This window comes from Paraburkholderia sp. C35 (assembly GCF_003121405.1).
GTDB lineage: Bacteria > Pseudomonadota > Gammaproteobacteria > Burkholderiales > Burkholderiaceae > Paraburkholderia.
Map to the genome: position 1 here is coordinate 1 of NZ_QBUY01000037.1, position 20,523 is coordinate 20,523.

Below are 20,523 nucleotides of genomic sequence, written 5' to 3' on the forward strand. Positions count from 1 at the left end.
GTGTTAGCCCGCTTTCTTTTGCCTACTTTTCTTTGCGGCGGCAAAGAAAAGTAGGTGCCGCCCCGCACAGGGGCAACGCATGAAGCACCGCTAACAAAACGCGGACGCCAGCGAGAGCTCAACCACCGAATGCCAGAAAAAAGCAATAACAAAAAGCGGATGCCAGAAAAAAACAAATCAAAACCCACCACAACTACCCCTCCCGCCCAAACATCAGCGTCACACAAAACCCCCCATCTACAGCGTTATCGCAAGAAAACTTCCCACCGTTATACCGCGTAAGCCTTCGCACAATAGCAAGGCCCAAACCACAATGCGCATCCCCACCACGCGCAGGATCGAGTCGCGTAAACGGCTGCAAAGCCCGCTCAAGCTGATCCCGAGGAATCCCAACACCATGATCCCTCACAGTCAGCGTATACACACCGTTATGCGCAGAAGTAGAAATCTCAACCGGCGGCTCACCATAATTCATCGCGTTCTCGATCAGATTCGACAATATCCGGTCGAGATCCACCAGCGGCAGATTGAAGCCTTCGCCAGCCTGAAGATGCAACTTCACAAGCGCCTCATCATCAAGACCATCGCCATAGTGCCGACGACAATGCGCATCCACATTCGCATGCGGCGAAGGATCAGCCGTATCGCGCGCATAGTCGAGAAACTGCGTGACGATCCGCGACAACGACTCAGCATCGCGCAAAAAGCCACTACGATTCGCAGCATCGGGTAAAAGATCGGCACGCACCTGCATGCGCGTAATCGGCGCGCGCAGATCATGCGCAACACCCGCCAGCATCACCGCGCGCTCCTGCTCGGACTGCGCCAACTCGCGCATCATCTGGTTGAAGTCGCCGATCAACGCGCGCATCTCGGCAGGACCGCTCTCCTGCACGGGCGGCACGCGCTTGCCGACCCTGAACTCGCGCGCCGCATCGGCCAGCCGGTGCAGCGGACGCTGAAACTGCCACGCCGCCAGCAACGCCGCACAAACAGCCAACACCAGCATCACCAGCGATGAACCGACAAACCGCATCCCCGGCAAATTCGCATTGCGCATGAACAGCCAATACGGTTCGTTGCCGTAGCGCATCCAGATCGACCCCGTATGCGGATCGAACACGACCCGGCTATCGGGCGGCATGCGCTCCAGCAGATCATGCTCGAATGGTGCGTCAGAGCCCGTACAGCCATTCGGACAGCCCGAGCGGGCCACATCCGCCTCAGCGATATATTCCATGCCGAGCGTCTGCGCAACGTGCCGCGCAGCGGCTTCGCCGTCGTGTTTGGCCTGCACGGCCAGCAGCACATCGCGGCGCGCATGCTCGGCGTCGATCTGGCCGCGCTCGCGATCGACGAGGATCAGCGAGATCAGATGCACGGCCACGATCAGGCCGACCGTCAGCGTCGCGAGACGGCCAAAGAGCGTGTTGAACGGGTTCTTCATTGCGATGCGCTGTCGTCGTCTTCGCTGACGTCGTTGTCGTCGATACCGTCGCCCGTTTCGCCAGGCACGAACATATAGCCGATGCCGCGCATCGTCTGAATGCGGCGTGGTGCAGCGGGATCGTCTTCGAGCAGTCGACGCAAGCGCCAAACAGGCACATCGATGCCGCGTTCCGTTACTTCCGAATCGGGCCCATGCAGCAAGTCGACAATGCGCGTGCGCGACAGCGTTTCCATCGGATGCTGCGCGAACACTTCAAGCAGCGCATATTCGCTGCCTGTGAGCTTGACGGGTTCGTTGTCGCAGAACAGTGTGCGCGATGCGAAGTCGAGCCTGAAGCGCCCAAACACCAGTGCTTCACGATGCTCGACAGGCGGCGCTTCGGGATGCAGCTTGTGACGGCGCAGCACGGCATGAATGCGCGCGAGCAATTCCTGCGGCATGAACGGCTTGCCGAGATAATCGTCCGCGCCGAGTTCGAGACCGATCACGCGATCCACGCCATCGGCGCGCGCGGTCAGCATGACGACGGGTATCGTGTCGCCGCTCGCGCGCAACTGCTTGAGGGCAGTGAGGCCGTCGACACCCGGCATCATCAGGTCGAGCACGATGATCGACGGACGCTCGCGTTCGAGCCGCCGTGCAAGATGGGTCGCATCGTGCAGCACCGAGAATTCGATGCCGCGTTGCTGGAAGAAGTTGCGAAGCAGGTCGCGCAGGTCGGCGTCGTCGTCGACGAGCAGCACCTGGATAGGCGTGTTGGGCATGATGAGATGAGGCTGCGCCGACGCTGTGCCGCATGAGGCGGGCAGCGATGTTGCCGCCAGGTATCGGGTCTGTAAGACTATAGCGCAACGCGCCGCAGCCCCGGTTCTGGGGACTTAGCAAGTCTTACCAAATCTTAACCGTTTAGAACAAACGTATGATGAACTGCGAGGTCATACCCGGGCGCGCTCGAATGCAGTGTGAGCACCCACGCAGCGCAACGCTGAAGCCAGTGTCTGCTCGGCTTCGAGATCGCCGCGCGATTCCGTCGACATCATCAGACGTTTGTGAAGAAAGCCCGTCAACGCGGCGTGAATGAAGCCGGCGGCAGCGCGCGTATCGACATCGGGCGGCAGCTGTCCGCGTTGCGAGGCGGCGCGTAGCGCAGCGTCGATCTGTTTTTCGGCGCGCAGCGCGGCCATCGACACACGTTCATAGAACGCCGCTGTTTCCGCCGTCACTTCGCATTTCATCATCGCGATGCTGTACAGACGCCGCGCGCGCCGCAGATGCAGCGCGTCGCGCAAACGCTGGCGCAACTGCGCATGCAGATGCTGCAACGGATCGGCGTCCTGCTCGCACGACTGCACGACGAACGGATCGAGTGGCATGTCCGCGCATTCGTAGATAGCCTGAAACACGGCCTCCTTGTTGCGGAAGTGGCCGTAGACCGCGCCGCGCGTCACACCCGCCTCCGACGCAATGTCTTCCAGCGACGCACGCGCAAAGCCACGCACGAAGAACACACGCTCGGCGGCGTCGATGATCTTTGCCCGCGTATCGAGCGCCTGTTGCTTCGTTCGTCTCATACCTCGTTTCCTGCAGGAATCACGCGGCCATCGTAGTCGGCGCAAGCAGGCACTGGATTAACAAGTCTTACGGCAGCCTGGGCCTTGTAACCCACGAAAGGCTGACAACGCCTATCGTCACGACCTTATCGTGTCGGTGCGTGTTGGATGAACGCTCGTTGCGCGCCGGCCCCGTTCAATTCAAACCAGTTTGCACGATGCCAGCGCTATTAAAGAACCGTAACTTTCGTATGCTCGCGGCCACTGCCGCGATCTCCGCAATCATTCCGTTTTTTGCCGCGTGCAGCGACAAGCCTGCCGCGCCGCCTCAACAGACGCCCGAAGTCGGCGTCGTCACTGTCAAACCCACGGGCGTACCCGTAACCATCGAACTGCCTGGCCGCGTGAGCGCGCATCTCGTCGCTGAAGTGCGAGCGCGTGTGGATGGCATCGTGTTGAAGCGCGCCTTCACGGAAGGCAGCGAAGTGAAGGCAGGGCAGACGCTCTACAAGATAGATCCCGCGCCGTATATCGCTTCGCTGAACAGCGCGAAGGCGACGCTTGCGAAGGCGCAGGCCTCGCTCGTTTCGACGCATGCGGAAGCGGAACGATACAAGGTGCTGGTGGCAGCGAACGCGATCAGCAAGCAGGACTACGACAACGCCGTCGCCTCGGAAGGCCAGGCCGCCGCCGATGTCGCATCGGGCAAGGCTGCCGTCGAAACGGCACAGATCAATCTCGGCTACACCGATGTGACGTCACCGATTTCGGGGCGCATCGGCAAGTCGTCGGTGACGGAAGGCGCGTATGTGCAGTCGAGCGCGGCAACGCTGCTCGCCACCGTGCAGCAGCTTGATCCCGTCTACGTCGATCTCACGCAATCGAGTCTCGTTGGCCTCAAGCTGCGTCGAGATGCGCAGGAGGGGCGTTTGAAGACGAGCTGCCCGAACGCCGCGAAGGTCACGCTGATTCTCGAAGATGGCCGTCCATACGGCGGCACCGGCAAGCTCGAATTCTCCGATGTGACCGTCGATCAGACCACAGGCTCCGTCACTGTGCGTGCACTGTTCGACAACGCGCAGCGCGTGTTGCTGCCAGGCATGTACGTGCGCGCGAAGATCGAGGAAGGCGTCAACGAACAGGCGTACGTCGTGCCGCAACAGGGCGTCACGCATGACCAGAAGGGTGATCCGACGGCGCTCGTAGTCGGCGCGGACGGCAAGGTCGTCACGCGGCAACTGGTGACGTCCGGCACCTATGGCGCGAACTGGGTAGTCGAAAGCGGCCTGCAAACGGGCGACCGCGTGATCGTGCAAGGCGTCGACAAAGTGCGTCCCGGCATGGCCGTGAAGACCGTCGACGCACAGTTGCCGAATGCCGATACCGCCGCCGCGCAAACGGCGGCAGCGCCTGCGTCCAGCGCGCAAAGCACGCAGTAACGAGGGCGCGTCTCATGGCAAAGTTCTTTATCGACAGGCCCATCTTCGCGTGGGTCATCGCGATCATTCTGATGCTTGCGGGCATCGCTTCGATTTTCAATCTTCCCATCGCGCAGTATCCGACCATTGCGCCGCCCGCCGTGCAGATCAGCGCGACGTATCCGGGCGCATCGGCGAAAACGGTGGAGAACACCGTTACGCAGGTCATCGAGCAGCAGATGAGCGGTCTCGATCACTTGCTGTACATGTCGTCGTCGAGTGACGACTCGGGCAATGCGACCATCACGCTGACCTTCGCCGCGGGCACCAACCCGGACATCGCGCAGGTGCAGGTGCAGAACAAGCTGCAACTCGCAACGCCGCTGCTGCCCGAATCCGTGCAGCAGCAAGGCACCAAGGTCACGAAGTCGAGCAGCAGCTTCCTGCTGGTGATGGCGTTCGTCTCGACGGACGGCAGCATGGACCGCTACGATCTGGCTAACTATGTGGCGTCGCACGTGGAAGACCCGGTGAGCCGCGTCGATGGTGTGGGCACGGTGCAATTGTTCGGCTCACAGTTCGCAATGCGCGTCTGGCTCGACGCGAACAAGCTGAACCAGTACGCCCTCACACCCGTCGATGTCGAAACGGCGTTGACGAATCAGAACGTGCAGGTCGCGGCCGGTTCGCTCGGCGGCACGCCTGCCGTGCCCGGTCAGGTGTTGCAGGCGACCATCACGCAGGCCACCTTGCTGCAAACACAGGAACAGTTCGGCAATGTGCTGCTGAAGGTGAATCAGGACGGCTCGCAGGTGCGCATCAAGGACGTTGCGCGCATCGACCTGGGCGGCGAAAACTATAACTTCGACACCAAGTACAACGGCCAGCCGACAGCCGGCTTCGGCATCCAGCTTGCGACGGGCGCAAACGCGCTGCAAACGGCGAAGCTGGTGCGCGCGAAGATCGACGCGCTGTCGAAGAACTTCCCGCACGGCCTGGTCGTGAAGTATCCGTACGACACGACGCCGTTCGTGAAGATGTCGATCGAGGAAGTGGTGAAGACGCTGCTCGAAGGCATCGTGCTGGTGTTCCTCGTGATGTATCTGTTCCTGCAGAACCTGCGCGCGACGCTGATTCCGACTATCGCGGTGCCCGTGGTGCTGCTCGGCACGTTTGCGATCATGAGCGCGGCGGGCTTCTCGATCAATACGCTCTCGATGTTCGGTCTCGTGCTCGCCATTGGTCTATTGGTGGACGATGCGATCGTGGTGGTCGAGAACGTCGAACGGGTGATGTCCGAAGAAGGCCTATCGCCGAGAGAGGCGACACGCAAGGCGATGGGCCAGATCACGGGCGCGCTGGTCGGCGTGGCGCTGGTGTTGTCGGCCGTGTTTGTGCCGGTGGCGTTCTCGGGCGGTTCTGTCGGCGCGATTTACCGGCAGTTCTCGTTGACGATTGTCGCGGCGATGGTGTTGTCGGTGCTCGTTGCGCTGGTGCTCACGCCGGCGTTGTGCGCGACGATTCTGAAGCCGATTCCGAAGGGTCATCACGGCGCGAAGACGGGCTTCTTCGGCTGGTTCAATCGCACCTTCGATAACGGTCGCGACAAATACCACACGGGCGTGCAGCATGTGATTCGCCGCTCGGGCCGCTGGCTGGTGCTGTATCTCGTGGTGATCGTCGCGGTTGGCTTCCTGTTCATGCGTCTGCCGAAGTCGTTCCTGCCCGATGAAGATCAGGGGACGATGTTCGTGCTGGTGCAGACGCCGCCAGGCTCGACGCAGGAAACCACCGCGCGCACACTGAAGAACGTCACCGACTATCTGCTCAACGACGAAAAAGACATCGTCGATTCCGTGTTCACCGTGAACGGTTTCAGCTTCGCGGGACGCGGCCAGAACGCGGGTATCGCCTTCGTGCGAATGAAGGATTATTCGCAGCGTCAGCATGCCAACCAGAAGGTGCAGGCGCTGGTGGGCCGCGTGTTTGGACACTACGCAGCGTACAAGGACGCGACTGTGATCGCGGTGAATCCGCCGTCGATTCCCGAACTCGGCACGGCATCGGGTTTCGATTTCGAGTTGACCGATAACGCCGGCCTCGGCCATGAAGCGCTGATGGCGGCGCGTAACCAGTTGCTCGGCATGGCTGCGAAGGATCCGTCGCTTGCATTGGTTCGTCCGAACGGGCTGTCGGATACGCCGCAATTCAAGGTCGATATTGACCGCGAGAAGGCGCAGGCGCTTGGCGTGACCGTGTCGGATATCGACCAGACGTTTTCGATTGCATGGGCGTCGGCGTATGTGAACAACTTCCTCGATACGGATGGCCGCATCAAGAAGGTCTATCTGCAAGGCGATGCGCAATTCCGCATGTCGCCCGAAGACATGAGCAAGTGGTACGTGCGCGGCAGTTCGGGTTCGATGATGCCGCTGACGTCGGTGGCGTCGGGCCACTGGATCTACGGCTCGCCGAAGCTCGAGCGCTACAACGGCATTTCATCGGTCGAGATTCAGGGCGCGGCGTCGGCAGGCAAGAGTACCGGCCAGGCGATGTCGGCGATGGAAGCGATTGCCGCGAAGCTGCCGCAAGGTATCGGCTACGAGTGGACGGGGTTGTCGTTCCAGGAGCGTCAATCCGGTTCGCAGGCGCCGATTCTGTACGGCATCTCGATCCTCGTCGTGTTCCTGTGTCTTGCCGCGCTGTACGAAAGCTGGTCGATTCCGTTCGCGGTGATCCTCGTCGTGCCGCTCGGCGTGATCGGTGCGCTGCTCGCCGTGACGCTGCGCGGACTGGAGAACGATGTGTTCTTCCAGGTCGGTTTGTTGACCACGGTGGGCTTGTCGGCGAAGAACGCGATTCTGATCGTCGAGTTCGCGCGTGAATTGCAGATCAACGAAGGCATGACGGCGGTGCAGGCCGCGCTTGAAGCGGCGCGTCTGCGCTTGCGACCGATCCTGATGACGTCGCTTGCGTTCGTGCTCGGCGTGTTGCCGCTCGCCGTCAGCAACGGTGCGGGTTCGTCGAGCCAGCACGCAATCGGGACGGGTGTGATCGGCGGGATGCTGACAGCCACGTTTCTCGCCGTTTTCATGATCCCGATGTTCTACGTCGTGATCCGCGAGAAGTTCTCGCGCGACGGTTCGGCGCCGCACAGCGCCGAACACGATGTCGAAGAAGAAACGGCTCAGTAAGGACACGCATATGAACAAAACATTATTAACGACGCTCGCCGCTGCGTTACTGGCGGCAGGCTGCACGCTCGCGCCGACGTATGAGCGTCCGGCTGCACCCGTCGCGTCGACGTTTCCGCAAGGCGGCGTTTATGACAACCAGCCCGCATCGGACAAGGCAACGCGCACATCAAATGATCACGCCGCAACCGACATCGGATGGCGCGAATTCTTCACCGATCCGCGCCTGCAAAAGCTCATCGAACTCGCGCTGCAGAACAACCGCGATTTGCGCGTGTCGGCGCTGAAGGTGGAAGAAGCCCGTGCGCAATACCGTGTTCAACGTGCTGACCTGATGCCGTCGGTTTCCGTCGATGGCACGGGCACGCGCAGCCGCACACCAAAGGATCTGTCGTATGTCGGCAGGGCGTCGGTCGGCAGCGACTATCAGGTGGCGGCGAGCGCTTCATGGGAACTCGATTTCTTCGGCAAGGTACGCAGCCTGACCGAACAGTCGTTGCAGACGTATTTCTCGACGGCGCAGGCGCGCAAGGCGGAAGAGATTCTGCTGGTGTCGCAGGTGGCGGACCAGTACCTGACGCTGATCGCCTACGACGACATGCTGGAAAGCACGAAGAACACGTACGACACGGCACGCCGTTCGTACGAACTGACGAAGCTCCAGTACGACACCGGCACTGGCTCCGAACTCGATCTGCGCGAAGCGGCGGGCACGATGCAGCAGGCGCAGGCGAACTACGAAAGCCAGCAGCGCTCGCGTGCGCAGGCCGAGAATGCGCTGGTGCTGCTGGTCGGCGCGCCGTTGCCGGCAGACTTGCCGAAGGGCTTGCCGCTCGCGAGCCAGCAACTGCTCGCGGACATTCCGGCTGGCCTGCCGTCCGATCTGCTGACGCGCCGTCCCGACATCATGGAAGCCGAGGCGACGCTGATCGGCGCGAACGCGAACATCGGCGCAGCGCGTGCGGCGTTTTTCCCGAGCATCTCCTTGACAGGCGATTTCGGCACGGCGAGCGCGAGCCTCGGCACGCTGTTCAAGCCGGGGCAACTCGCATGGAGCTTCGGCCCGACCATCTCCGTGCCGATCTTCAAGGGCGGCGAGAACCGCGCGAATCTCGATCTCGCGAAACTCGAAAAGAACGTTGCCGTGGCGCAGTACGAGAAGGCGATCCAGACGGCGTTCCGCGAAGTCTCGGACGGACTGGCGGCGCGCGGCACGTACGACCGGCAGATCAAGGCGCTGCAGGAGAACGTCGAATCGCAGCAGCGTCGCTATGACCTGTCGGACATGCGCTATCGCAACGGCGTGGACAGCTACCTGAACGTGCTGACGGCGCAGAGCGATCTGTATTCGGCGCAGCAGTCGCTGATTACGGCGTCGCTGAACCGCCTGACCAATCTTGTCGATCTCTATCAGTATCTTGGCGGCGGCTGGATCGAACATTCGGGCGACACCCCGCGCCCCGCCGATGCGCCCTACGCGCAGCAAGCCGCACAGCCCACGCGCGTCGCCGCTCAGCCGTAACACGCTGAAACATCTGCTAAGCGCGCTAAACCTGGGCGCGCTTCCTCGTTGTTACATTCCGCCTACATCCCGACCAGCGCGTCAAACCTCGAGTGAGGCGCGGCGCGCTGCGTCGCTTTCTATTCCGTGTGGCAAACCGTTGAGCGGCCCGAGTGCCGACAAATCATCGCGTGAAATTCAATCGTCCAATCCGTCGTGTGTTGATCGCTGCAGGCATCGTGGCTGCCGGCGTGATCGTCTGGCAGGCGTTCGCTGCGCTCCACAAGCCGCCGCATCCCGAAGCGCAGGCCACGCCTGTCACCGTTGGCAGCGCGACGCGCGCCGACGTGCCGCTGCAACTGGACGCGCTCGGCACCGTCACGCCGCGCGCGACCGTGACCGTAAAGACGCAGGTGAACGGCACGCTCGAAGCCGTGCTCGTGAAGGAAGGCCAGCGTGTGAAAGCGGGCCAACCGATTGCGCGCATCGATTCGCGTGCGTTGCGTGCGCAACTGCTTGAAGCGCAAGGCACGCTCGAACACGATCAGGCGCTGCTCGCCAATGCGCAGGCCGATTTGACGCGTTATCAGACGCTGATCGACGGCGGTTCGATCTCGCGTCAGACGCTCGATACGCAACGCTCGACGCTGCGTCAGTATCAGGGCACCGTGAAGGCGGATCAGGGCAGCGTGGCGAACCTGCAGGTGCAGGTGGGCTACTGCGAGATCGTCGCACCGATGGACGGCACGATCGGCCTGCTCTCCACCGACGCAGGCAACTACGTGACGACCAGCGACACGACGGGTATCGCGACCATCACCAGCGACTCGCCGACCACCGTTGTCTACGCACTGCCCGAAGACAGGATGGGCGACGTGGTCGACGCGTTCCATGACAAGGGCGCGTTGCCCGTCGAGATTTTCGCGCGTGACAAGCGCACGGTGCTCGACCACGCGACGCTCGCCGCGATCGACAACCAGGCCGACACGACGACGGGCACGGTCAAGCTGAAGGCCAGCGCGCCGAACCGCGAAGGCCGCCTGTTCCCGAACCGCTTCGTCAATGTACGGATGACGGTTGGGACCTTGCAGAACGCGTTGACCGTGCCGACAGTCGCGATCCAGCACGGCTCATCCGGCGACTTCGTGCTGACGCTGAATGCCGCCGATGCAAAACAGGGCGCAGGCAAAGTCGCGTTGCGCCACGTCACGGCGGGTGTCTCGTACAACGACGCCACCGTGATCGATCAGAGCGACCTGAAAGCGGGCGACGTGATCTTGCTCGACGGCGCGGACAAGCTCGACGACGGCAGCGCCGTGAAGATCGTGCGCAACTGACGCGCCTTAGACGCAACCGATACCGATGGATATTTCCCGCCCGTTCATCCGCCGTCCTGTCGCGACGGGTCTGATGACGCTTGCCCTGCTGCTGATCGGCCTGATCGCGTACCGGCTGATGCCCGTGTCCGCGCTGCCCGAAATCGACTATCCGACCATCCAGGTCTATACGCAGTATCCGGGTGCATCGCCCGATGTGATCAGCACGTCCGTCACCGCACCGCTCGAAAAGCAGTTCGGGCAGATGGCGGGACTCAAGCGCATGAACTCGACGAGTTCGCTTGGCGTGTCGCTGGTCACGCTGCAGTTCCAGACCTCGACGAATCTCGATGAAGCCGAGCAGGAAGTGCAGGCCGCGATCAACAGCGCGAACAGCACGCTGCCGACGAATCTGCCGTATCCCCCGGTCTATAGCAAGGTCAATCCTGCCGATACAGCGGTGCTGACGCTCGCCGTCACGTCCGATGCGCTGCCGCTCACGCGCGTCGAAGATCTGACGGATACGCGCATTGCGCAGAAGTTATCGCAGGTGTCGGGTGTGGGTCTTGTCACGCTGTCGGGCGGTGCGCGGCCTGCCGTGCGGGTGCAGACCGATACGCGCGCGTTGAATGCGATGGGTTTATCGCTAGAAGACATTCGCACGGCGGTTGGCGATGCCAATGTGAACAGCGCGAAAGGCACCATCGACGGTCCGTTGCAAGCCTTCACTATCGACGCGAACGAGCAGCTCACGTCTGCTGCCGACTACCAGGATCTGGTGATTTCGTATCGCAACGGCGCACCCGTTCGCCTCGCCGATGTCGCGAAGATTTCCGAAGCTGCCGAATATCCGCGTCAGGCTGCGTGGAGCGGCGCGACGCCCGCGATCATCATTAACGTGCAGCGTCAGCCGGGCGCGAACGTGATCGAAGTGGTGGACCGGATCGAAGCGCTGCTGCCGCAACTGCGCGCATCGTTGCCCGCGACCGTGAAGATCAGCGTGCTCAGCGACCGCACGCAAACCATCCGCGCTTCCGTGCACGACGTGAAGATGGAACTGGCTGCGGCGATTGCGCTTGTCGTGATGGTCGTGTTCGTGTTTCTGCGCAGGCTCGAATTCACGCTGATTCCTGCTGTCACGGTGCCGTTCGCGCTGGTCGGTACGGTGGCGGGCATCTACGCGCTTGGCTTCTCCGTCAACAACCTCACGCTGATGGCGTTGACGGTGGCGACGGGCTTCGTCGTCGACGACGCCATTGTGATGCTCGAAAACGTGATGCGTCACATCGAAAACGGCGAGACGCCTCTGGATGCTGCGTTAAAAGGCGCGCGGCAGATCGGCTTCACGATTCTGTCGATTTCGGTCGCGCTCGTCGCCGTGCTGATTCCGCTGTTCTTCATGCCCGATGTAATCGGCCGACTGTTCCGTGAGTTCGCGTTGACGCTCGCTATTGCGATCGTGATTTCCGCGTGGGTTTCGCTGACGCTCACGCCGATGATGGCCGCCCGCATGCTGCGCGCCGATCACGCCGCGAGCGATAGCGATGCCAACGCGAAAGACTGGCTCGCGCGTTTGAATCGCGGCTATTTGCGCGGGCTCGATTGGGCTTTCGAGCATCGCGTGACGGTGCTTGTGATGGTGGGCATCACGACGTTGCTGACGTGTGTGCTGTTCGTGCTGTTGCCGAAGGGCCTGTTTCCCGAACAGGACACGGGCTTGATCGAAGGGATTTCGCTGGGGTCGCCGCGTGCATCGTTTGAGCGCATGGCGGCGTCGACCCGCACGCTGGCGGGCCGTGTCGCTAGCGATAGCGCGGTGGCGAGCGTGTCGTCGTTCGTCGGTATCGATCAGAACAATCCGACCATCAATCAAGGCCGCATGCTGATCACGCTGAAGGATGGCGATGCGAGCCGTACAGTCATCCAACGGCTGACGCGCGACGCTGCGCAGCGTGCGGACCTCAAGCTCTATCTGCATCCCGTACAGGATCTGACGCTCGACGACCAGATCAACGCGAACAGTTACCGCGTTGGCGTGCAGGCCACGGATCGCACCGAACTCAACGAATGGACGCAGCGTCTGCTCGACGCGCTGCGCGCCGACCCGATGTTCACCGATGTGCAGAGCCAGGCGCAACAGCAGGGCAACGTGCTGAAGTTCGACTTCGACCGTGCGACGGCGTCGCGGCTCGGCCTGACGGCGCAAGACATCGACAACACGCTTTACGACGCATTCGGCGACCGGCAGATTTCGACGATCTATACGCATGTGAACCAGTATCACGTGACGATCGGCGCGGACGTGCGGTTAGTCGGCGAGTCGCCGCTTGCGTTGCTCGACGGATTGTATGTGGGGACGACGAGTGCTTCTTCCTCGTCTACTTCGACCACGACTTCGACTTCCACATCCGCTTCGCTTTCGCCTTTGTCGAGCATCGCGACAGCAACAGTCGGCGCGGCACCGTTGACGATCCAGCGCCAGGCGCAATTCCCGTACGCCGACGTGTCGTTCAATCTCGCCGATGGCGTCACGCTCGGCACGGCGGTCAATCGCGTCGAAGCGATCGAAAAGAAACTCAATGCACCCGCGAGCGTGCAGATGAACCTCGAAGGTGCGGCGCAGCTTTACAGCACGTCGCTTTCCAATGAAGCCTTGCTGCTGGTCGGCGCGCTGGTGGCGGTGTATATCCTGCTCGGCATCCTGTACGAAAGCCTCGTGCATCCGTTGACGATTCTGTCGACGCTGCCTTCCGCCGCCTGCGGCGCGCTCGCTGCGCTGCTGTTGTGCGGTGGCGAACTCGACATCATCGGTTTGATCGGCATCGTGCTGCTGGTCGGCATCGTGATGAAGAACGCGATCATGATGGTGGACTTCGCGCTCGAACAGGAACGCACGCTCGGGCTCGCCGCACGAGATGCAATGCGCCGCGCGTGCGAACTGCGTTTCCGCCCGATTCTGATGACGACGTGCGCATCGCTGTTCGGCGCACTGCCGCTCGCGCTTGGCACGGGCATGGGCCACGAATTGCGGCAGCCGCTCGGCATCGCGATTATCGGCGGGCTGGTGGTGAGCCAGTTGCTCACGCTGTTCTCGACGCCCGTGATCTTCCTCGCGCTGCATCGTTTCGCGACGCGCGCCGCAATCACGCCGTCAGACGATCCGAACGCGAGCTAACGCATGAATCTGTCCGCTCCGTTCATCCGTCGTCCCATCGGCACGATGTTGTTAGCAATCGGTCTTGCGCTGTTTGGCATCGTCGCGTTCCGGCTGCTGCCCGTGGCCGCGTTGCCTTCGGTGGATTTTCCTGTGGTGATGGTCAGCGCGACGTTGTCGGGTGCGAACCCCGATACCGTCGCCAAGACGGTCACTGCGCCGCTCGAACGCGCCTTCGGCTCGATTGCGGGCCTCACGCAGATGACGTCGCAAAGCTCGTCGGGTTCGTCGCAGATTGTGTTGCAGTTCGATCTGAACCGCGACATCGACGGCGCCGCGCGCGATGTACAGGCGGCCATCAACGCCGCGCGCAGCAATCGGCCGACGACGCTGACGCAAACGCCGACGTATCGCAAGATGAATCCCGCTGCAGCGCCGGTGATGATCGTCGGCCTGACGTCGGATACGGTGGGCGTGGGGCAGATGTACGACTATGCGTCGTCTGTGCTGCAACAGAAGCTACTGCAGGTGGAAGGCGTCGGCGACGTGACGGTGGGCGGCGGCGCATTGCCCGCCGTGCGCGTCGAACTGAACCCGGATCAGTTGAGCCGCTACGGCATTTCGCTCGACAGCGTGCGCACCGCACTGGCGAACGCCAGCGTCGATCTGCCGAAGGGCGCGGTCAGCATGAACGGCCAGCACTATGTGATCGGCGCGAACGATCAGTTGATGGAACCCGCCGATTACAAACCGCTCGTGATCCGCACGCACGACGGCAGCGTCGTGCATGTCACCGATGTTGCGCAGGTGGTGAAATCGACGGAAGACCTGCGCAACTACGGTCTTGCGAACGGCAAGAACGCCGTGCTGCTGATCGTCTCAAAGCAGTCGAACGCCAACGTGATCAAAACCGTCGATGCGATTCGCGCGACGCTGCCGCAACTTGCGGCAGGCATGCCGTCGACTGTGAAGCTGAACGTCGTGCTGGACGGCACGCAGACGATCCGCTCGTCGGTGTTCGACGTCGAGATCTCGTTGCTGGCCGCCGTGCTGCTGGTGACGGCTGTGTCCTATGCGTTCTTCCGCGACTGGCGCAGCACGCTGATTCCCGCGATCACGGTGCCGCTCGCGCTGGCGGGCACCTTCACCGCGATGTACTTCCTCGGATACAGCCTGAACAACCTGTCGCTGATGGCGCTGACGATTTCGACCGGCTTCGTGGTCGACGATGCGATTGTGGTGGTCGAAAACATCATGCGGCATCTCGATCAGGGCAAGTCGCCGCTCGCTGCCGCGCTGGATGGCACGCGCGAAGTCGGCTTTACGGTGTTGACGATCAGCGTATCGCTGGTCGTGGTGTTCCTGCCGCTGATCATGATGAGCGGACTGGTCGGGCGGCTGTTCCGCGAGTTCTCGGTGTCGCTGGCCATTGCGATCCTGATTTCGATGGTGATCTCACTCACGCTCGCGCCGACGCTCGGACGCCTGCTGCTGCGCGGCGCGCCGCACAAGCAAAGCGAAGGCGCGTTCGGGCCGCGCGTCGAACGTGCATATGGCCGCAGTCTGCGCTGGGCATTGCGGCATCCGAAGACAATGCTCGCTGTCACCGTGTTTCTGCTGTTCGCTAACGTCGGCATGGTCGCGGTGATGCCGAAGGGTTTCTTCCCGATCGAAGATACGGGGCGGCTGATGGGCAGCATCCAGGCGTCGCAGAGCATCTCGTTTCAGGCGATGAAGCAAAAATTCGACGAGATCAACAGACGCATTTTGCAGAACCCGGATGTGCAATCGGTTTCGGGCTATGTCGGTGGGCGTAATGCGGTGAGCAACAGCATGATGTTCATTACGCTCAAACCTTTGTCCGAACGCAAACACAGCGCCGACCAGGTGATTGCCGATCTGGGTCGCCGCACAGCGGACATTCCCGGCGTGCGCCTGCTGATGCAATCGGCGCAGGACTTGATGTTCGGCGCACGGCAAAGCTCCGCGCAGTTCCAGTACACGGTGACCGCGGAGAATCAGGACGAACTAGACAAGTGGGTGCCGCGCATCGAGGCGAAGCTGCGGGCGCTGCCGCAATTGCGCGACGTGAACACGGATGTGCAGAGCGCGAGCCTGTCGATGATGCTGCAAGTGAATCGCGACGCAGCCGCGCGCCTGGGCGTGCCGTTCGAAGCCATCGACGATGCGCTGAATGACGCATTCAGCCAGCGCCAGATCGCGACGATTTACGGCCCGGCGAATCAGTATCACGTTGTGATGGAAGTCGCGCCGCAATACTGGCAGGATCCGAAGACGCTGGACACGCTGTACGTGCCTGCGACGAACGCGACCAGTACCACGAGTACCACGAGCACCACAACGCTTGTGCCACTGTCCGCGCTCGCCACGCGATCGCTTTCGCACGCGCCCGTCACGATTGCACACGACAACCAGTTTCCCGCTGTCACGCTGTCGTACAACCTGCGCGAAGGCGTGACGATGAGCGACGCGAACGCGGCCATCCAATCCGCTGTCGCTTCGCTGCATCTGCCGAACACGATCTTGCCCGGCTTCGCAGGACAAGGCGCGATGATGCAGCAGTCTGGCGGCAGCGAACTGTTGCTGATCATAGGCGCGCTGATCGCCGTGTATATCGCGCTCGGCATTCTGTACGAAAACCTCGTCCACCCGCTGACGATACTGTCGACACTGCCTTCAGCCGGGCTCGGCGCATTGATCGCGCTGTACGTCTGCGGCTACGAACTGACGATCATCGCGTTGATCGGCATTGTGCTGCTGATCGGCATCGTGAAGAAGAACGCGATCATGATGGTCGACTTCGCGGTGACGTATGAGCGCGAACAGCATGCGAGCGCTGAAGAGTCGATCTATCAGGCTTGCCTGACGCGTTTTCGGCCGATCATGATGACGACGCTCGCTGCCTTGCTTGGCGCCGTGCCGCTGATCGTCAGTTCGGGATACGGGCACGAGTTTCGTCATCCCCTTGGTGTTGCGATTCTCGGTGGCCTGATGGTCAGCCAACTCCTGACGCTCTTCACGACGCCCGTGATCTACCTCTGGCTCGATCGCTTCAACGGCCGCCGCGCCTCACGTAACGGAACCCCATCATGATGGACAAAGCAACCCGCACGATGCGGCGTGTGCATCGAACGGTAGTGGCTGCGGCCATTGCAGCACTGTGCGCGGGCTGCGCAGTCGGCCCCGACTACAAGCGGCCCGATGTCGCCACGCCTGCCACGTTCAAGGAAATGAGCAGCCCGGACGCTGGTGGCGTGTGGCAACAAGCGAAGCCCGATCCCGCAGCGTCGCTCGATAGCCGCTGGTGGACCATGTTCAACGATCAGACGCTCAACGATCTGTGCGAGCGCGCGCTGAAGGCCAACCAGACGCTCGCGCAGTACGAAGCGGCCTATCGCTCGGCGCGGGCGCAAGTGGCGTCGTCGCGTGCGAGCCTGTTTCCGACCGTGTCGTTTGCAGGCTCGGGCACGCGTTCGCGCACGGGTACCGGCAACAGCACGACGCAGATTTCGTCGGGCAGCACCACGACCAGCTATACGTCGAAGAGCGTGTCGGCGCAACTGGAGGCGAGTTGGGAGCCGGATCTGTGGGGCAGCGTGCGGCGTTCCGTCGAAGCCAGCGAGGCAAGCGCGCAGGCTACGGATGCGCAACTGGCGGGCGAACGCCTGAGCGTGATCGCGACGCTGGCCGTCGACTATTTCACCGTGCGTGCCGCCGATGCCGATCTCGCGATTCTCGATGAAGAACGCAGGATCGACGCCGAATTGCTCGCGCTGACGGAAGCGAAATACAAACAAGGCGTGTCGTCATATGACGATGTGCGCACCGCGCACAACACGCTTCAGACGATCGACGCAAGCATCGCAAGCGCGCAGCTCACGCGCCGTCAGTATGAGCATGCGATTGCCGTGCTGATCGGCGAAGCGCCTGCGGCGTTTTCCTTGCCCGTCCAGGCGGATTATCGGTTCGACCTGCCTGCGCTGCCGGTGTCGCTACCGTCTGCATTGCTGCAGCGGCGGCCCGATATCGTGCAGGCCGAACGCACCGTTGCGCAGTACAACGCGAAGATCGGCGTAGCAAAAGCGGGCTATTTTCCGACTATCACGCTTTCCGCAGATGGCGGCTGGAGCGGCACATCGCTCGCACATCTGATCTCGCTGCCGACGCGTTTCTGGTCGCTCGGTTTCGATGTCGCGCAGACCGTGTTCGACGCGGGTTCGACGGCTGCATCGGTGCGTGCGGCGCGCGCGAACTACGATCAGGAAGTGGCCGCGTACCGGCAGACCGTGCTGAGCGCATTCCAGGACGTCGAAGATTATCTGAGCGCGGTGCAGATCGCGACGCGCCAGGCGTCGTCGTCGAATGATGTCGCGCAGCGCAGTGGTGAACTGGCGGCCAGCCAGCAGCGCAATTTCACGGCGGGCACGTCGAGCCGCATCGATGTGCTCGACACGCAACTGACGCAGGTGCAGGACCGCAAGATCGCACTCGATTACAGCAGCACTGCGCTGCAGGACGCCGTCATGCTGGTGAAGGCGTTAGGCGGCGGTTGGGATGGGAATGTCAAAGAGGCGGACGCTTCTGACAAGTGACGCGCGCCGGCGACAGGTTGATCCTTGTACTTTCGATCATGTCGCCGGCTACAACGGCATCAGGCTGTCTGCGCTACCTGTTTCTGCTGCGCCACAAACCGATTCTCCGGACGCGCCAACCCCAGATGATCCCTCAGCGTGCGCCCCGAATACTCCTTTCGAAACAGTCCGCGCCGCTGCAATTCCGGCACGACCAGATCAGCGAATTCGCTCAAGCCGCCAGGCAACCACGGCGACATGATATTGAACCCGTCCGCGCCTTCTTCTTCGAACCATTGCTGCAACTGATCCGCGATGCTCTGCGGCGTGCCGATCACCTGCTGATGCCCGCGCGCTCCGGCAATCCGCAAATACAACTGACGTATCGTTAGATTGTCGCGCCGCGCGAGATCGAGCAAAAGCCGTTGCCGGCTCTTGCCGCCATTGGTTTCCGGCAACTCCGGCACCGGTCCGTCGACATCGTATTTCGACAGATCCACACCGCCTGACATGTTCGACAGCAACTGCAGCCCGACGACAGGATGAATCAGGTCCTGCAACGCATCGAACTTGTCCTGCGCCTCCTGCTGCGTTCTGCCGATGACAGGAAAGATGCCCGGCATGATCTTCAGATCCTCGGGGCGCCGTCCATAACGCGCAAGCCGCCCTTTGACATCGCGATAGAACTGCTTCGCTTCGTCGAGCGTCTGATGGGCGACGAAGATCACTTCAGCCGTTTGGGCGGCGAGTTCCCTGCCCGCGTCGGATGCGCCTGCCTGAATCACGACGGGCCGTCCCTGCGGCGAGCGCGCGACGTTCAACGGACCGCGCACCTTGAAATGCTTGCCGCGATGTTCGAGCACGTGAAGCTTGTCGACATCGAAGTAGACGCCGCTCGCCTTGTCGCGCAGAAACGCATCGTCTTCCCAGCTATCCCACAGGCCCGTCACCACGTCGTGGAATTCCTTCGCGCGCTCATAGCGCAGCGCATGGTCGGGATGCTGGTCGAAGCCGAAGTTGTGCGCCTCCGTTTCCGTGCTCGATGTAACGAGATTCCAGCCTGACCGTCCGCCACTCAGATGATCGAGTGACGCAAACTTGCGCGCGACGTTGTACGGTTCGTTGAATGTTGTCGAAACCGTAGCGACGAGTCCGACATGGGACGTGACGACGGAAAGCGCCGACAGCAGCGTCAACGGTTCGAAGTGGTCGGCGCGCGCCGTGCGCGACAGCGAAGGCAGATGCGTGTCGCGCACACTGACGCTATCGGCGAAAAAGATCGCGTCGAATTTGGCGCGTTCCGCGATCTGTGCAAGCTGCGCGTAGTGTGAAAAGTCGAGTCCGCCTGTTGCATGCGTGTCCGGGTGGCGCCACGCGGCAATGTGATGACCCGTTTCCATCAGGAATGCGCCGAGACTGATCTGTCGTTGGTGTTGTCGTGCTTCGCTCACTGTGGTTCCCTTGATCGAGGTCGAAAGAAATCGCGCTTTACCATGCAAGACGCCATTCGCCGATACGCGGTTCGCGTGCAGCCGCGCGTTGGCCGCCGCCGGGCGTGTCGTGATGGTCGGAGGCGGGGCGCTCGCTGAAATCGGCGAGGATCTGTTCGCGCAGTTGCGCGAAGCGTGCGTCGTTGCGTTCGCGCGGACGCGGCAGATCGACGTGCGCAATGCGCTTCACGCGGCCTGGGCGCGGTGCCATCGTCACGACGCGATCGCCCAGATAGATCGCTTCGTCAACGTCGTGCGTGACGAGAATCATCGTGATGCGTTCGTGTTCCCAGATGCGCTGCAACTCGTTTTGCAGACGGCTGCGCGTGAGTGCATCGAGTGCGCCGAAGGGTTCGTCGAGCAGCAGCACGCGTGGCCGGTTCACGAGTCCGCGTGCAATTGCCACGCGCTGCGCCATGCCGCCCGATAGCTGATGCGGATACGCATGCTCGAAACCTTCGAGACCAACCAGCGCCACATGCTCGGCCACCGCCTCGCGCTTCTGTTGCTGCGACAGCGGTGCGTTGCGCAAGGCCGCGAGTATGTTCTGCGATGCCGTGAGCCACGGAAACAGCCGATGATCCTGAAACACGATGCCGCGCTCCAGTGACGTATCGCGCACGCGCTCGCCATCGACGCTGATGTTGCCGCGATAGTCGGCATCGAGTCCCGCGATCAGGCGCAGCAGTGTCGACTTGCCGCAACCGCTCGCGCCGAGCACGCTGACAAACTCGCCTTGCGCGATGTCGAGCGAAATATCGTCGAGTACGAGCAGGGCGCCGTTTGCTTCGTCCTGTTGCGGGTAGCGCTTGCTGACGTTACGAATGCGGATGCCTTCGGAGACTGTCGTGGACATAG

The 20,523-nt window shown here is 62.0% G+C and carries 13 protein-coding genes; 7 read left to right on the forward strand and 6 right to left on the reverse strand.

Annotated features, from left to right (window positions below):
- The 4 genes from DK391_RS44945 to DK391_RS21745 all read right to left on the reverse strand — a co-directional run.
- The coding region (locus DK391_RS44945; protein ID WP_204117413.1) for a hypothetical protein at positions 1-188 on the reverse strand (188 nt) is incomplete at its 3' end.
- A 5-nt stretch (positions 189-193) separates the two neighbouring features.
- Positions 194-1,447, reverse strand: a complete 1,254-nt coding sequence (locus DK391_RS21735) for an ATP-binding protein (RefSeq protein ID WP_109480051.1) — start codon at positions 1,445-1,447, stop codon at positions 194-196.
- A complete protein-coding gene (locus DK391_RS21740; protein ID WP_109480052.1) occupies positions 1,444-2,214 on the reverse strand; it encodes a response regulator in 771 nt (256 codons plus the stop codon). The genes DK391_RS21735 and DK391_RS21740 overlap by 4 nt, the downstream gene beginning before the upstream one ends.
- Before the next feature lie 171 nt (positions 2,215-2,385).
- Positions 2,386-3,021, reverse strand: a complete 636-nt coding sequence (locus DK391_RS21745; RefSeq protein ID WP_109480053.1) for a TetR family transcriptional regulator — start codon at positions 3,019-3,021, stop codon at positions 2,386-2,388.
- Between the two features lie 197 nt (positions 3,022-3,218).
- On the opposite strand from DK391_RS21745, the gene DK391_RS21750 reads away from it, so the two are divergent.
- The 7 genes from DK391_RS21750 to DK391_RS21780 all read left to right on the forward strand — a co-directional run bounded on the left by DK391_RS21750 (position 3,219) and on the right by DK391_RS21780 (position 18,196).
- On the forward strand, positions 3,219-4,439 hold the full coding sequence (locus DK391_RS21750) for an efflux RND transporter periplasmic adaptor subunit (RefSeq protein ID WP_204117414.1): 1,221 nt from the start codon (positions 3,219-3,221) through the stop codon (positions 4,437-4,439).
- A gap of 14 nt (positions 4,440-4,453) precedes the next feature.
- A complete protein-coding gene (locus DK391_RS21755) occupies positions 4,454-7,612 on the forward strand; it encodes an efflux RND transporter permease subunit (RefSeq protein WP_109480055.1) in 3,159 nt (1,052 codons plus the stop codon).
- Between the two features lie 10 nt (positions 7,613-7,622).
- Complete coding sequence (locus DK391_RS21760; RefSeq protein WP_109480056.1) at positions 7,623-9,134, forward strand: efflux transporter outer membrane subunit; 1,512 nt, start codon at positions 7,623-7,625, stop codon at positions 9,132-9,134.
- 170 nt (positions 9,135-9,304) lie between these two features.
- Positions 9,305-10,450 carry an efflux RND transporter periplasmic adaptor subunit gene (locus DK391_RS21765; RefSeq protein ID WP_109480095.1) on the forward strand — a complete coding sequence of 382 codons (1,146 nt, stop codon included), beginning with the start codon at positions 9,305-9,307 and terminating at the stop codon, positions 10,448-10,450.
- 25 nt (positions 10,451-10,475) lie between these two features.
- The gene (locus DK391_RS21770; protein WP_109480057.1) at positions 10,476-13,604 is read left to right on the forward strand and encodes an efflux RND transporter permease subunit; all 3,129 of its coding nucleotides are present in this window, start codon (positions 10,476-10,478) and stop codon (positions 13,602-13,604) included.
- Positions 13,605-13,607: 3 nt separating this feature from the next.
- Positions 13,608-16,697: an efflux RND transporter permease subunit gene (locus tag DK391_RS21775; RefSeq protein WP_109480058.1), complete on the forward strand. Its 3,090-nt coding sequence runs from the start codon at positions 13,608-13,610 to the stop codon at positions 16,695-16,697.
- Entirely contained in the window at positions 16,694-18,196 is a 1,503-nt protein-coding gene (locus DK391_RS21780) for an efflux transporter outer membrane subunit (protein ID WP_109480059.1), read from the forward strand. The genes DK391_RS21775 and DK391_RS21780 overlap by 4 nt, the downstream gene beginning before the upstream one ends.
- A gap of 59 nt (positions 18,197-18,255) precedes the next feature.
- Here the strand turns inward: DK391_RS21780 and DK391_RS21785 are convergent, their stop codons facing one another.
- Positions 18,256-19,626, reverse strand: a complete 1,371-nt coding sequence (locus tag DK391_RS21785; RefSeq protein ID WP_109480060.1) for an LLM class flavin-dependent oxidoreductase — start codon at positions 19,624-19,626, stop codon at positions 18,256-18,258.
- Between the two features lie 37 nt (positions 19,627-19,663).
- The gene (locus DK391_RS21790; protein WP_109480061.1) at positions 19,664-20,521 is read right to left on the reverse strand and encodes an ABC transporter ATP-binding protein; all 858 of its coding nucleotides are present in this window, start codon (positions 20,519-20,521) and stop codon (positions 19,664-19,666) included.
- Positions 20,522-20,523: the final 2 nt, after the last annotated feature.

Excerpts from the sequence above, each read along its gene's own strand:
- DK391_RS21735 (WP_109480051.1), bottom strand. The coding sequence starts at position 1,447 with ATGAAGAACCCGTTCAACACGCTCTTTGGCCGTCTCGCGACGCTGACG.
- DK391_RS21780 (WP_109480059.1), top strand. The coding sequence starts at position 16,694 with ATGATGGACAAAGCAACCCGCACGATGCGGCGTGTGCATCGAACGGTA.
- DK391_RS21775 (WP_109480058.1), top strand. The coding sequence starts at position 13,608 with ATGAATCTGTCCGCTCCGTTCATCCGTCGTCCCATCGGCACGATGTTG.
- DK391_RS21760 (WP_109480056.1), top strand. The coding sequence starts at position 7,623 with ATGAACAAAACATTATTAACGACGCTCGCCGCTGCGTTACTGGCGGCA.
- DK391_RS21740 (WP_109480052.1), bottom strand. The coding sequence starts at position 2,214 with ATGCCCAACACGCCTATCCAGGTGCTGCTCGTCGACGACGACGCCGAC.
- DK391_RS21790 (WP_109480061.1), bottom strand. The coding sequence starts at position 20,521 with ATGTCCACGACAGTCTCCGAAGGCATCCGCATTCGTAACGTCAGCAAG.
- DK391_RS21755 (WP_109480055.1), top strand. The coding sequence starts at position 4,454 with ATGGCAAAGTTCTTTATCGACAGGCCCATCTTCGCGTGGGTCATCGCG.
- DK391_RS21770 (WP_109480057.1), top strand. The coding sequence starts at position 10,476 with ATGGATATTTCCCGCCCGTTCATCCGCCGTCCTGTCGCGACGGGTCTG.
- DK391_RS21750 (WP_204117414.1), top strand. The coding sequence starts at position 3,219 with ATGCCAGCGCTATTAAAGAACCGTAACTTTCGTATGCTCGCGGCCACT.
- DK391_RS21745 (WP_109480053.1), bottom strand. The coding sequence starts at position 3,021 with ATGAGACGAACGAAGCAACAGGCGCTCGATACGCGGGCAAAGATCATC.